This window comes from Bradyrhizobium sp. 26S5, assembly GCF_036923295.1.
In the GTDB taxonomy this organism is placed as follows: domain Bacteria; phylum Pseudomonadota; class Alphaproteobacteria; order Rhizobiales; family Xanthobacteraceae; genus Bradyrhizobium; species Bradyrhizobium septentrionale.
In genome coordinates this window covers 5,929,891-5,942,948 of record NZ_CP145948.1, presented here as the reverse complement: position 1 = coordinate 5,942,948, position 13,058 = coordinate 5,929,891, and the positions used below count along the sequence as shown (strand labels likewise).

General features: G+C 66.8%; 13 protein-coding genes. 1 reads left to right on the top strand and 12 read right to left on the bottom strand.

Features of this window, described 5'->3' with window-relative positions:
* Nucleotides 1–16: 16 nt before the first annotated feature.
* The 4 genes from V5279_RS27905 to V5279_RS27890 are packed head-to-tail and all read right to left on the bottom strand — an operon-like array spanning nt 17 to nt 3,631.
* Nucleotides 17–1,195: an alanine--glyoxylate aminotransferase family protein gene (locus tag V5279_RS27905; protein WP_338690028.1), complete on the bottom strand. Its 1,179-nt coding sequence runs from the start codon at nt 1,193–1,195 to the stop codon at nt 17–19.
* Entirely contained in the window at nt 1,192–1,689 is a 498-nt protein-coding gene (locus V5279_RS27900; protein WP_166297481.1) for an alpha-IPM isomerase, read from the bottom strand. The genes V5279_RS27905 and V5279_RS27900 overlap by 4 nt, the downstream gene beginning before the upstream one ends.
* Nucleotides 1,686–2,948, bottom strand: a complete 1,263-nt coding sequence (locus tag V5279_RS27895; protein ID WP_338690024.1) for an aconitase/3-isopropylmalate dehydratase large subunit family protein — start codon at nt 2,946–2,948, stop codon at nt 1,686–1,688. The genes V5279_RS27900 and V5279_RS27895 overlap by 4 nt, the downstream gene beginning before the upstream one ends.
* A 2-nt stretch (nt 2,949–2,950) precedes the next feature.
* On the bottom strand, nt 2,951–3,631 hold the full coding sequence (locus tag V5279_RS27890) for an RraA family protein (protein WP_338690022.1): 681 nt from the start codon (nt 3,629–3,631) through the stop codon (nt 2,951–2,953).
* Between the two features lie 91 nt (nt 3,632–3,722).
* Here V5279_RS27890 and V5279_RS27885 point away from each other — a divergent pair, with 91 nt between their 5' ends.
* Nucleotides 3,723–4,457 carry an IclR family transcriptional regulator gene (locus tag V5279_RS27885; protein ID WP_338690020.1) on the top strand — a complete coding sequence of 245 codons (735 nt, stop codon included), beginning with the start codon at nt 3,723–3,725 and terminating at the stop codon, nt 4,455–4,457.
* A gap of 50 nt (nt 4,458–4,507) precedes the next feature.
* On the opposite strand, the gene V5279_RS27880 is transcribed toward V5279_RS27885, so the two are convergent.
* The 8 genes from V5279_RS27880 to torT form a co-directional block, all read right to left on the bottom strand.
* Nucleotides 4,508–6,877: a xanthine dehydrogenase family protein molybdopterin-binding subunit gene (locus tag V5279_RS27880; protein ID WP_338690018.1), complete on the bottom strand. Its 2,370-nt coding sequence runs from the start codon at nt 6,875–6,877 to the stop codon at nt 4,508–4,510.
* A 14-nt stretch (nt 6,878–6,891) separates the two neighbouring features.
* Nucleotides 6,892–7,170, bottom strand: coding sequence for a (2Fe-2S)-binding protein (locus V5279_RS27875; protein ID WP_338690016.1), 279 nt, complete (start codon nt 7,168–7,170; stop codon nt 6,892–6,894).
* Complete coding sequence (locus V5279_RS27870; protein ID WP_338690014.1) at nt 7,170–7,343, bottom strand: 2Fe-2S iron-sulfur cluster-binding protein; 174 nt, start codon at nt 7,341–7,343, stop codon at nt 7,170–7,172. The genes V5279_RS27875 and V5279_RS27870 overlap by 1 nt, the downstream gene beginning before the upstream one ends.
* Before the next feature lie 22 nt (nt 7,344–7,365).
* Nucleotides 7,366–8,241, bottom strand: a complete 876-nt coding sequence (locus tag V5279_RS27865) for an FAD binding domain-containing protein (protein ID WP_338690012.1) — start codon at nt 8,239–8,241, stop codon at nt 7,366–7,368.
* A complete protein-coding gene (locus tag V5279_RS27860; protein ID WP_338690010.1) occupies nt 8,238–9,251 on the bottom strand; it encodes an ABC transporter permease in 1,014 nt (337 codons plus the stop codon). Before V5279_RS27860 ends, V5279_RS27865 begins: the two co-directional genes overlap by 4 nt.
* Complete coding sequence (locus V5279_RS27855) at nt 9,244–10,260, bottom strand: ABC transporter permease (protein WP_338690008.1); 1,017 nt, start codon at nt 10,258–10,260, stop codon at nt 9,244–9,246. The genes V5279_RS27860 and V5279_RS27855 overlap by 8 nt, the downstream gene beginning before the upstream one ends.
* Nucleotides 10,257–11,795 (bottom strand): sugar ABC transporter ATP-binding protein, encoded by a 1,539-nt coding sequence (locus V5279_RS27850; protein ID WP_338690006.1) that lies wholly within the window; start codon nt 11,793–11,795, stop codon nt 10,257–10,259. The genes V5279_RS27855 and V5279_RS27850 overlap by 4 nt, the downstream gene beginning before the upstream one ends.
* Nucleotides 11,796–11,887: 92 nt before the next feature.
* Nucleotides 11,888–12,994: a TMAO reductase system periplasmic protein TorT gene (gene torT / locus V5279_RS27845; RefSeq protein ID WP_338690003.1), complete on the bottom strand. Its 1,107-nt coding sequence runs from the start codon at nt 12,992–12,994 to the stop codon at nt 11,888–11,890.
* Between the last annotated feature and the right edge of the window lie 64 nt (nt 12,995–13,058).

Here is a 13,058-nt window from a genome sequence, read left to right as displayed (position 1 = left end):
CAGGTTCAGCGGTTGCTCATGTGGTTGCGACGAGGTACTCGGTGGCCGACTTGAGCCCGGCGCCGGGCTCGATCGGCAGGCCGAGTTTCGTGAGTGCGTCTTCGAGATGCAGAAGGTCGGTCAAAATGGTCCCCGCGCTCAAAGCACCCATCGTGCCAAACCGGATGACGCGGCCTGACAGACGGTTGCGGGCGCCTGCGATCACCGTGCGGTGATCCTGGTAGAGCTGTCGCACGATGGCTCCGCCTTCGTGCCCGTCGGGGACCTTGAAGACCACGACCGTGCTCGAGCGCGGCTCTTCGCGGCAAAAATCTGCAAGCCCGAGCGCCGCGCCGCCGGCGCGCAGCGCGCCCGAAAGCTTCTTGTGGCGCGCGAGTACATTGGGGAAGCCTTCCTCATGCATCATCGTCAAGGCCTCACGCAGGCCATAGATATGGCTGACCGGCGCCGTGAACGGGGTCTCGTTCTGCTCCGCGGATTTCAGCGCGCGACGGAAATCCCAATAGAACACGGATCGCCCTTCGTCCTGCCCGATCACGCGCCACGCCTTGGCGCTCACGCTGGCAAGTGCGAGGCCGGGCGGGCACATCAAGGCCTTTTGCGAGGCCGAGACCACGATGTCGACGCCCCATTCGTCCTGCCGCATCTCGATGCCGCCGAGACCGCTGACGGAATCTGCGATGAGCAGCGTTGGCCGGTCGCGCATAAGCGCGCCGAGCGCCGCGAGATCGGCCACGATCCCGGTCGAGCTCTCATTGTGCACGACGACGACGGCGCGATAGGCGTGCTCGCGCAACTGAGCCTCCACCGCGGCGATATCGATCGGCTGGCCCCACTCGATCGCGACCGTGTCGACGGTGATGTTCATGGCCTTGGCGATCGTGGTGAAACGCTCACCGAATTGACCATGCTCGATCACGAGGATCCGGCTGCCCGGTCCGGCCACGTTGACGAGCGCGGCCTCCATGACGCCGGTTCCGGAGCTGGCAAAGAACAGGACGTGGTTCGTCGTGCCCAGAATCGGGCGGATCATCTCCTCCGCCTCGCCGATCGCAGTCCGGCATTCGGGACCGCGATGGTTGACCATCACTCGAGCCATCGCCTGCCGCACCCGCTCGGGCACTTCGGTCGGACCGGGAAGCCTGAGACGGTAGCCCGTCGAGGCGATGGCGGAACGAGTATCTGTGGTGGTCATAGTTTGAAGTCACCGTTCTGACGCATGTAGGGAACGAGGCCGCCCGCGCGCAGGATCGCCAGCATGATCGGCGGCAGCGGTTCCGGGCTGAGCGTCTCGCCGCTGCGTTCGTTGCGGATCGCGCCGGTGCCGTCGGAGCTCAGGATGTCGCCCTCGCGAATCTCGCCGGTATCGCAGACGAGCGGCAGCAGGCCGTTGTTGATGGCGTTGCGGTAGTAGGTGCGTGAGAAGCTTCGCGCCATCACTGCTGGAATGCCAGCCCCGAGCACGGTCGTGACGGCGACTTCCATGGCCGAGCCGCAACCAAAATTCTTGCCCGCCACCAGGATGTCTCCGGGCTGCACTGAGGCCGCGAAGGCCGGGTCGACATGCTCGAACAGGAATTGCCTGAGAACGGCGGGGTCGAGGCTCTCGCGCTTGCGGGTCGAGCTGATGATGGAGTCGGTGTTGACGTCGTCGCCAACCAGTCGCGCGCGCCCTCGCAAAACTGTCATCGCGACACCTTGCGCGGATCGGTCACGACACCGCGTGTCGCGGCGGCTGCGCAGGCGGCCGGCGAGGCGAGGTAGATCGATGCCTTGGCGTTGCCCATGCGGCCCTTGAAGTTGCGGTTGGCGGTCGAGATCACCGAAACCCCGTCGCCGGGGATCACCCCGCAGGTCCCGCAGCAGGAGCCGCAGCCCGGCTCGACCACGGTCGCGCCGAAGCCGACCATGGCGTCGAGCGTGCCATCGGCCGCCATGGCGTCGCGGACCTCGCGCGATGCCGGCGTGACCACGAGCTGCACGCCGGGCGCGACGCCTCCACCCGCCTTGAGCACGGCGAGGGCCTGATGGAAATCGCGTAACCTGCCGCCGGTGCAGGTGCCGAGATAGACCATCTGCACCGGCGTGCCGGCCGCATCCTCGAGCGCCACCACCTGATCCACCAGATGCGGCAACGCGATCTGTGGCGTCAGGGCGTCGAGCGCGATCTCCACGGTCCGGCTGTAGCGCGCATCCGGATCCGCTGCGACCGGCTCGAAAGCCTGGCCGGTGCGGCCCTGCAGATAGGCGACGGTTTCAACGGCGGCCGGGAAGATGCCGGTCTTCGCTCCCATCTCGACCGCAAGATTGCTCAGGACGAGGCGGTCCTCCAGTGCGAGCGTGGCGACACCCGGTCCCGCGAATTCGAGTGCCTGATAGGCGGCACCGTCAGCGCCGAGCACGCCCGCGAGCGCCAATGCGATATCCTTCGCGTAGACGCCGCTCGGCAGTTGTCCGGCCAGAACGACGCGGATCGAATCCGGCACCCGCAACCAGATCCGGCCGCACAGCATGATGGCGGCGAGATCGGATGAGCCGATCCCGGTCGCAAAGCAATTCAGCGCCCCGTAGGTCACGGCGTGGCTGTCGGCTCCGACGACCAAGCCGCCCGGCAGCGCGCGGCCCGTCTCGACGATGAGCTGGTGGCCGATGCCTTCGCCGGCCTCATGCAGTGTGACATCGAACCGCTTGGCGAAGTCTCGGATCACGCGGTGCAGTTCGATCGTCTGCGGGCTCGTCGGCGGCACATAGTGGTCGAGCGCAAACACCAGTCGCGTGGGATCGCGTACGCTCTTCCCGCCCATCGCCTTGAAATAGTCGAGCGCCATCGGGACCGAACCGTCGGTGCCGAGCGCGCAATCGACTTCGCAGACCACGAGGTCCCCGGCGCGCGCATCCTGCCCGGATTTTCGAGCGAGGATCTTCTCGGAGATCGTACGCCCGGCCATCGCTAGACCTCTGGCATCTCGCAACCGAGACGGCGGAGCGAGGCGTCGACCCAGCTACGATCGAGCGTACCGGCTTCGATCGCCGCCATTTGCTTGGTCTCGGCGGCCTGCTTGGCTTCGGCGGCCTCGATCACCGCTCGGCAATCATCGATGGCGACGGCGAGCACGCCATCGTCGTCGCCCAACACCAAATCGCCGGACTGGATGACCATGCCGCCGATCGCGATCGGTCCGTTGATCTCACCCGGACCGTCCTTATAGGGACCGCGATGGGTGACACCCACCGCGAACACGGGAAGGCGGTTCGCGCGGATGGCGGCGGCATCACGGATCGCACCATGGACAACGATGCCGGCGACGCCGCGCCGGGCCGCCTGCGCGAGCATCATCTCGCCGAAGATTGCGTTGCTGAGGTCGCCACCGGCGTCGACGACGATGACGTCGCCGGCAACCGCCATGTCGAGCGCCTTGTGGACCATCAGATTGTCGCCGGGGCGGGTCTTCACGGTCAAAGCGGGACCGGCCATGCCGCCAGCCGCATGCATCGGCCGAAGCGTGGCGCCGCCCGAGGCCATGCGTGACATCACGTCACTGATATTGGCGACCGGAAGGGCGCGCGCCCGCTCGACCCATTCGCCTGCGACCACGCGCCTGCGGGAAAGGATCCTGAACCCTACGGCCATGCTGAACCCCATTGAAAATGGAGCGCCGTTACGCATAGTGTAATGGCAACGCGCCGAGGTCAACCCGGAATCGGCAGGACAGGGGATTTCGATGCCCAAGACGCAGGGGGTCGCCGCCGTGCAACGTGCGCTGGCGATCCTGGATACCTTCGCTGGAGCCGGGTCGCGCAGCCTGGCCGACATCGCCAGGATCACGGGTTTGGCGAAGCCGACCGTGATGCGCTCGCTGGTGTCGCTGGATGAGGCCGGCTACGTCGTCCGCCTCAGCGACGGCCGCTACGCGCTCGGTGCAAAGACGTTCCAGCTCGGTACCACCTATCGGGCCAATTTCAATCTCGAACAGCATGTGCTGCCGGTGCTTCAGCGGCTAAGCCAGGAAACGTTGGAGAGCAGCGCGTTCCACGTGCGCGAACGCGATAGCCGGCTCTGCCTGTTTCGGGTGGATTCGCCCCAGCTCGTGCGCGATGTCGCGCGGCCGACAAATCTCGCACCGCTCGATTTGACCTCGACGGGACAGGTGCTGCAGACGGCCCACTTTGCGGATCGCATGAATGACGGTGTGCATGTGTTCGTCAGTTCGGGAGTCTACGACGCCGTGACGGCCTCGCTCTCCACCGCCGTCTTCGGACACGACGGCGCGCTGATGGGTGCGATGACGGTGAGCGGCCCCATCGAACGCATCCGCCGGGCCGACCTGCAGGCGCTGGCGTCCTGCCTCACCGACGCATCGCATCAGCTCTCGCTTATGCTCGGGGCGCCATTGCCCCGGGAGGTCGGCGCGCTGCAGATCGTCAGCCTGCCATCGGCGGAAATAGTCTCTCCATAACGCCGCTCGTCGGATCGAACTGACGTCGCGGGTTGGCGCTCACTTAGTCTTCACGAGCGATCCGATTGGTTGTGAGGGCGGACGAGATTGTCCGCCCAGGCCGCTGCGATGTGCGTCAATGCGAGGTCCTGTTTGCGGTCGAGCAGCAGCTCGAGCACGCGCGGCGGCGTCAGCGGCAATTCCTGGACGCGCTTTCCCGTCGCATTTGCCACCGCACATGCCACGGCCGCGCCGACATTCAGGATCGGGACCTCGCCCGCGCCCTTGGTGCCGAGAGGTCCGATCGACGGCGCGTCCTCGTAGAGGCTGATCTCGACCGGAACGACGTCGAGCGCCAGCGGCACGCGGTAGGTCTCGAAGCCGTTCTGGCAGACCCGGCCGTTGGCGCCGATCGTCACCTCCTCGTGCAGGGCGTAGCCAAGTCCCTGCACGACGCCGCCCTGGATCTGGCCTTGGATCGCGCGCGGGTTCAGTGCGCGGCCGACATCCTGGACGACGCGATAGGCGAGCACCTCGACATGGCCGGTCTCCGGGTCGACGGCGACCTCGCAGTCGTGGACGGCGAAGATCGGGATATCGATCGCACCGATGAAGTGACCGGCAACGCATCCCGGCATCGCCTGCACGCCGGCTCCGGTGGAGGCGCCGGTGCCGGAGATCGGACCGATCTGCGCCTGGGCGCGCGCCGCGACCTCGGCGATGGTGCGGCCGGACCCCGGCGCGCCGGCGATCTCGATCCGTCCCTGGCGCATCACGAGGTCTTCAGGCGCCGCTTCGATCCACTCGGAGGCGACCTTGAGCAGCTTGGTGCGAACCTCCTGCGCGGCCGACAGGCTCGCGGCGCCGAGCGAGACCGTGGTGCGGCCGCCGCCGACGCCGACATCATAGCCGGCGGCGTCGGTGTCGGCGGCGCGCACGATCACGGTTTCAGGCGGGATGCCGAGCGTGCTGGCGACGATCTGGGGCAGGCTCTGCATCATCGAGCCTGAGCCGATCTCGACGCCCGACGTCACCAGCGTCGCCGTGCCATCGGCATTCATGTTCACGGTCGCCGCCGACGGGCCGACAAAGACGAACCAGGTGCCGACCGTGGTGGCGCGGCCGTAGAGCCGGCCATCCGCAAGCTCACGCGGCGGCGCTGCTGGATCGCGTAGCGTGTCCATCCGCTGCAGCATCGGCCCGAGCACGTCGCCCTCGAATACCTGACCGGTGGCGCCGAGATCGCCGTCGCCGAGCACATTGCGGCGGCGGAAGGCAAGCGGATCCATGCCGATGCGTTGCGCGATCTCGTCGGTGTGCCGCTCCAGTGCGAAGGTGTTGTAGACGCCGTTGCAGCAGCGGAACGCGCCGTTCGGCGCAGTGTTGGTGTAGACCGCACGCGAGACCAGCCGCACCGAACCGAGCCGGTAGTTGCCGCCGAGCGTGTGCGCGGTCATGGTGGTCAGGAAGATCTGCTCGCCGCCATATGCTCCGCAGTCCATCAGCACGACGGCTTCGCGCCCGACGATCTCGCCGTCGCGCGTCACGGCCGACCGGATGCGGATCTCGGCGTTCTCGCGGAACAGGCAGGTCAGCATTTCCTCCTCGCGCGAGTTGACCAGCCGCACCGGCCGTCCGCTGGCGCGGGCGAGAAGCGCGGCGAATGGTTCAATCGCAAGATCGAATTTGAGGCCGAAGCCGCCACCGACCGGCGGCACCGTGACCCGCACCTGCGATGCGGGAACACCCAGTAGTCGCGCGGTCGCATTGCGGACGGTCCACGGGACCTGAGTCGATGTCTCGATGTGGAAACGTCCGTCCTCATAGTCGGCGACGACCGCGCGCGGCTCGAAGGCGACATGATTCTGGCGCCCGACGCGGAACGTGCTTTCGACCATCTCGACATCGGTGCGTGCGAAGGCGCCATCGACATCGCCGCGGACCACGGTCGCCTCCCAGGCGACGTTGCCCGCGCGTGCGCCGCCTTCGAGCAGGATCTCATGCTCGCGCCAATCGGGGTGAACGAGCGGCGCTTCGGGCGCAAGCGCTTCGGACATGGTGAGCACGGCCGGCAGCGGTGCGATCTCGACTTCGATCGCGGCAAGCGCGGCCTGCGCCTGGGCGAACGTGCTGGCGGCCACCGCGGCCAGCGGCTCGCCGTCGTAGCGGATCACCTCGCGCGCGAACAATGGATGATCGGCGATGCCGATGCCGATCTTGCCGGGAGCGTCGGCGGCCGTCACGACGGCATGCACGCCGGGCATGCGCGTAGCCTTTGCGGTGTCGAGACGAACGATACGCCCCGCGGGAACGCTGGCGCGCAGCACCGCCGCGTGCAGCATGCCGGGCAAGTAACGATCGATGGTATAGCGGGTGCGGCCGCGCAGCTTGTCGCTTGCATCGCGGCGCCGGAGATCCATGGTCGCTGAAACATCGGCCATCGCTGCGCCTCCCATCAAGTCGCCGCGAGCGCCAGCATGGCGGCGTCGATAATCCGTTCATATCCGGTGCAACGGCAGATGTTGCCGGTCAGCGCCGCGCGGATGTCGTCGCGCGTTGCGCCTGATGTGGTCGTCAGAAGATGCGTCAGGGTCACCACCATGCCGGGAAAGCACATGCCGCACTGAACGGCATCGCAGGTCTCCAGCGCCTGCTGGATCGGGTTGAGCGCGCCGCCGCCGGCGAGGCCTTCGACCGTGCGGATCTCGCAATCGGCTGCGAGCGCCACCGGCATCAGGGCGCGGGCTTGCCGTCGACCAGCACCATGCAGGCGCCGCAGAAACCTTCGCGGCAGACCGGCTTGGCGCCGGTCAGGTGAAACTCCTCGCGCAGGACGTCGACGAGAGGCGTGACGGGATCGGCGGTCGTGGCGAGGCGGTCGCCGTTGACGCTCAGGGTGAAGACCATGCCCGCTGCCTCCATCATCGTTTCATTCGCCACGCGCGACGGCAGCCGCGCGGCGCACCAGGCTCGGCAGCACGCTCACGCGATACCAGGGCGGAACCTCGACGCTGTCCCGGCCGGTGAACTCCGCCGTCAGCCCTGCGGCGATATCGGCCACCCGCGCGGGATCGAGCACTGCGCCAAGCAAGGCAGCTTCGAGCTGCCCCCAGCGGCGCGGGGTCTGTTCGACGGAACCGACGGCGATCCGGACCGCCTGAACACGGCTGGCGGTATCGACATTCACGGAGAGGCTGACGATCGCGACGGGATAGTCGCCTGATTTGCGCAGCGGCAGGCGGGTATGCGCGGTCCTGCGTTCTGTCCGGGGCACGATGATCCTGGTGAGCAACCGGCCAGGCAGGAATGTCGATCGCCGCTTGAGGAAGTCGACCAGGCTCATGCGCTCGCTGGCGTCACGGCTTGCAATCTCGACCGCGGCATCGAGACAGAGCAGCGCCGGCACGCAATCGGCGGCGTAGAAATCCGTCGCCGACAGATTGCCGCCGACCGTTGCCAGCGCGCGAACGGCCGGGTTGGCCGAGCTGCCGGCAGCTGCCGCGAGCACGCCGAATTCCGGAAGGCCGGCCAACGCCGCCGCCAGCGCTGCGTGCGTCACCGCCGCGCCAATCTCGATGGCATTCTTGCCGATCCGGATCGCACTGAGTTCGCCGATCTTGCCGATCGCGACATAATGCGGCCTGAGCGGTTCGTGCCGGATCGGTGACCGCATGATCCAGGTGCCGCCGGCAAAGGGGGCACCGGCAGGGCCGTAGTCGGCCAGCGCATCGAGTGCCGCCGGCAATGAGGGCGCAACGTAGATCGATACTGTCCGATCGTCTTGCACTTGAGACCCGGCCGTCATTGGCTTCGCTCCTGTCGCAGGCGATCGAGCAGCACGCCGATGATGACGATCGCGCCGAGCACGACCATCTGGACGTAGCCATCGATGCGGGTGAGGTTCATGCCGTTGGACAGGATGGTGACGAACAGGGCGCCGAGCACCGCAGTGCCGACCCCGCCGCGGCCACCTGCGAGGCTGGTTCCGCCGACCACGGCGCCGGCGATCGCCTGCAGCGACAGTGAGCCACCGAGATTCGGCTCGCCGGAGCCGGTGCGCGCCGTCATCATGATGGCGCCAAGCGCGGCGAGCACCGAGCACAGCACATAGGTCAAGGTCAGGATTCGCTTCACCGGCAAGCCCGCCACCGCCGCGGCGCGCGGGTTGGTGCCGATGATGTAGAGCGAGCGGCCAAAGACGGTGCGCACCAGCGTCAAATGTAGCACGAGCCCGACTGCAATTGTGATTGCGATTGCGGCGGGGACGCCGAGAACGTTGCCGCCGTAAAAGATCTGCGAGAACGTGCTCGGCACGCCTTGTACCGGCCGTCCCGCCGACAGCGTCGTCGCGACACCGATCGCGATATTGTAGCTGCCAAGCGTCGCCACGAAGGGGTTCACGCCGAGCAGCGCGATCACCACGCCGTTGAACAGGCCGCAGGCGATGCCAAGGCCGAAACCGGCCGCGAGCCCGGCGAGCAGCACCGCGGTCGTGTCATGGCCCGATGCCGTGGCGCCCGCCATCGCCAGCGCGGTGCCGACGCTGACCATCGACACCGTCGGGCCCAGCGCGAGGTCGAAGCCGCGGGTCAGGATCACCACAGTCTGTGCCATCGCGAACAGCGCGAGATAGCTGGTCTGCTGCGCGATGTTGAGCAAATTGGCAGGCGAGAGCACGCGGCCGTCGACCGCGGCAAAGCCGAGCAGCAGAACGACCAGCGCAATCGGCAGCATCGCGCGCCAGAGCCACTGGGCCGGCAGCCTCTTTGCAAGGCTCGTATCCTTGGCGGCGACGGACAGTTCGACGTCAGACACGGGATTTGCTCCGTCGGCTGAGTTCGTCCAGCGCCACGGCAGCGACCATGATAACGCCGAGGAACACCGGCTGCAGGCGGGAGTCGATGTGCAGCAAATTGAGCGCGTTGCCGAGGATGGTCAGGAACAGCGCGCTGATGGCGACGATCTCGATCCGGCCGACACCGCCGCGCAGGCTGACGCCGCCGATCACGGCTGCGGCGATCGACTGCAACATCATGCGGTCGCCGCCAAAGCTCGCCTGGCCGGAGCCGACCTGCGCGGTGAGCAGGATTCCGGCGAGTGCGGCGAGTACGCTGGACACGACATAGGTGCCGACGATGTGGCGCTGGACCGAGACGCCCGACACCACGGCGGCGTCGACATTGCCGCCGATCGCATAGACGTAGCGGCCGAACAGCGTGCGCCGTTGCACGAACACCATCACGGCGATGACGGCGAGCGCGATATAGACCGCGGTCGGCAGGCCGAACACCTGGGCGCGCCCAAAGCCCTTCACGAAGACTTCCGGCATGCCGTAGACCGGGATGCCGCTCGTGATCATGAGGCCGACGCCTGCGGTCGCTGACATCGTGCCCAGGGTGACCACGAAGCCGGAGACCTTGAGCTTCGCGACGCAGAAGCCGTTGACCAGCCCGACCACCAGCCCGCAGCCGAGCCCGGCGGCGACGCCGCTTGCGATGATGAGGGCGTTGTTGCCGGGAAACGCCGCCGCCGTGAGCGCCATGGTCTTGGCGGTCACCACGCTCGCCAGTGCAACGACGGCGCCGACCGAGAGGTCGAAGCCGCCTGCGATGATCACCAGCGCCTGGCCGCAGGCGACGATGGCCAGAAACGACGCGTTGCGCAGGATGTTGAGGATATTGATGATGCCGTAGAACTGCGGATCAATCGCCGACATGCCGGCAACGAGTGCCACCAGAAGCGCCGGCAGGAAGCCGATCCGCCCGGCGATCGATCGAAGGCCGATCGATGTCTGCGGTCGGGAGGCGGCGAGGGCCGTGTTCATGCGACCTCCGCCGTGAGGTGATCCCTGAAGAAGCTCGCAAGCACGTTCTGCTCGGTCTTCTCGGCGCCCTTCAACTCGGCAGCGATCCGGCCGTTGTGCATGACGTAGAGCCGGTTCGACAGTGCCAACACTTCCGGCAGTTCGGACGACACCACAACCACCGCGGCACCAGCCTCGACCAGGCGTTTCATGAACTCGTAGACTTCAAGCTTGGCGCCGACGTCGATGCCGACGCTCGGCTCGTCGAACAGGAATACGGTCAGCTCGCGGGTCAGGGCGCGGCCGAGCATCACTTTCTGACGGTTGCCGCCGGACAGCGCACCGGCGATGCGCTCGATATTGGGCGGCCTGAGCTGCAACCGCTCCATGATGCCGGCGATCGTGACGCGCTCGGCGGTCTGTCGCAGCATGCCGAAGCGGGCGAAGGCGGGCAGGTCGAGCGCGGTCATCGATGCGTTCTCGCGGATCGGGCGCGACAGCGCCAGCCCTTCGGCGATCCGGTTGGCGGGGAAATAGGCGACGCCGTTCTTCAGGCTGCGCCGTGGCGCCGGGAATTCGTAGGGCAGGCCGTCGAGCCGGACCACGCCCGAGGCAATCGGCGCAAGTCCGTAGATCGCCCGGATCAGCTCCGATTTGCCGCAGCCGACGAGGCCCGCAATGCCCGTGATCTCGCCGGCCTGGGCGTAGAAGTTCACGTCGCGAACGCTGTCGTCGGCGAGCGTCAGGTTTTCGACATCGACCATCACCTTGTCGGGTTGGTGCGTGATCGCCGGAAACAACAGGTCGATCTTGCGGCCGGTCATCAGCTCGACCAGCTCGCCATCCGTCGAGGAGGCAGCCTCGAGGGTGCGGATATGGCGGCCGTCGCGCAGCACGGTCACACGATCGGCGAGCGCGCGGATCTCGCGCATGCGGTGCGAGACGTAGATCAGCCCGACATTCTGGCGCTTCAGCCGGGCAATCAATTCGAACAGCCGTCCGGTCTCCCGCTCGGTCAGCGAGGCGGTCGGCTCATCAAGGATCAACAGCCGCACCCGGCCGAGCAGGGCCTTGGCAATCTCGGTCATCTGCTGGTGCGCGCGCGAGAGATCATCGACCCGCTGCGAGGGATCGAGGTCGAAGCCGAGCTCGTCGATCAGCGCCGTCGCGCGCTTGCGCATCTCTCGTGCACGCAAAACACCACCGTTCGAAACCTCGCGACCGAGGAACAGATTCTCTTCCACCGTGAGGCTGGGAACCAGTGAAAATTCCTGGAACACCGGGCTGATGCCGATGGCGCGCGCCCGCTGCGGCGTGAAATGGCGGATCTCCTGGCCGCCGAAATGGAACGTGCCTTCGTCGGCGGGAAAGGTGCCGGACACCACATTGATCAAAGTCGATTTGCCGGCGCCGTTCTCGCCGAACAAGACGTGCAGTTCGCCCGCGCGGACATCGAGATCGACCCGATCAAGCGCCCGGACGCCGGCGAATCGCTTCGAGATGCCCCGGAGTGCGAGCAGCGGCTCGGTTCGATTCAAGTCGGTGTCGGCATCCATCAGCTTCTCCGTGCCGGTCCGGCAAGCAGGCGAGAGCATCTGGCTCCCGCCCGCGATGCGTTGCCGGGGCTTACCTGGCGCTTACTTGCTGCTTACTTGGCCTTGACCGAATAGACCGGCGTCCAGCTTGCCGGCGCCAGCACGAGATCCATCTGCAATTTCGGGACGGTGGTCTTGTCGATCACGGCGGCGATCGGCTGCACAAGCGCCATCACCGGCTTCTTCTCGATCAGACGCACAGCCTGGTCGATTGCGATCGCGCCTTCGCCAACCGGATACTGGGTTGCGAAGGCGAGGACGTCGCCGCGGGTGAGCGCGTCGAGCATCGCCTGGTTTTCATAGGACGACACGATCTTCAGGTCATTTCGTCCGGCTTCGGCGACTGCGCCGATGGCAGCTTCAGCGGTGGGAGCGGTGCCCCAGATCACGTTCATGCTGGGGTAGGCCTGCAGCGCGTCCTGGATGAGCTGAAGTTGCACTGCGACGCCGGAGTCGCCGAACTTCTCGGCCAGGATCTTGGCGTTCGCGTTCTTGGCGACCGCCTTCTTGAAGCCCTCGTTGAACGATTCCGCCCAGCCCGAGCCGGCAGGACCGGGGAACGTGACGATGTTGAGCTTGTCGCCGGGCTTGGTCTGCGCGAGCAGGCCTTCGCCGGTGACCTCTCCCATGGCGACAAAGTCGACATAGTTGGCTGCGGGCAGGGCGTTGGGCGGCAGCGGGTTGGTGACCCCCACGACCGGCACGCCCTTGGCCTTGGCTTCCTCGAATTTCTTGCTGAGGCCCGCGCCGGAGATGGCGCCGACGATGATCGCGTCCGGCCCGCTCGCCATGCAGTCGTCGAATTGCGACAGCTGCTTGGGGAGGTTCTCGTAGCCGCCGGCCTCATACAGCGTCATGTTGACGTTCATGGCCTCGGCCTGTTTCACGATGCCGTAGGCGACCGCGACCCAGAAGCTGTCCTTCATGTGCGGGAACAGCACGCAGAGCTTGTAGGGCTTCTCGGCCTTCGGCAGCGGCGTGTACTCCGCCGGCTTCGGTGTGCCGGACGAAGCGTCATAGACCTTCATCGGAAACCACGGCGTCTCGGCCGACGCCGGCGCGATCGCGCCGGCAAGGGCAAGGCTCGTGACGGCAAGGCTAGTGAGGATGCCGAGGGTGGAGCGGATCGGTCGAAACCGATTGGCGGGATGGTTGGTCATGGTCTGTCCTCGTTGTTCGAATTGAAGGTGAGGCATGCACGCGCCGTGCCGCCGGCGGGCGGCG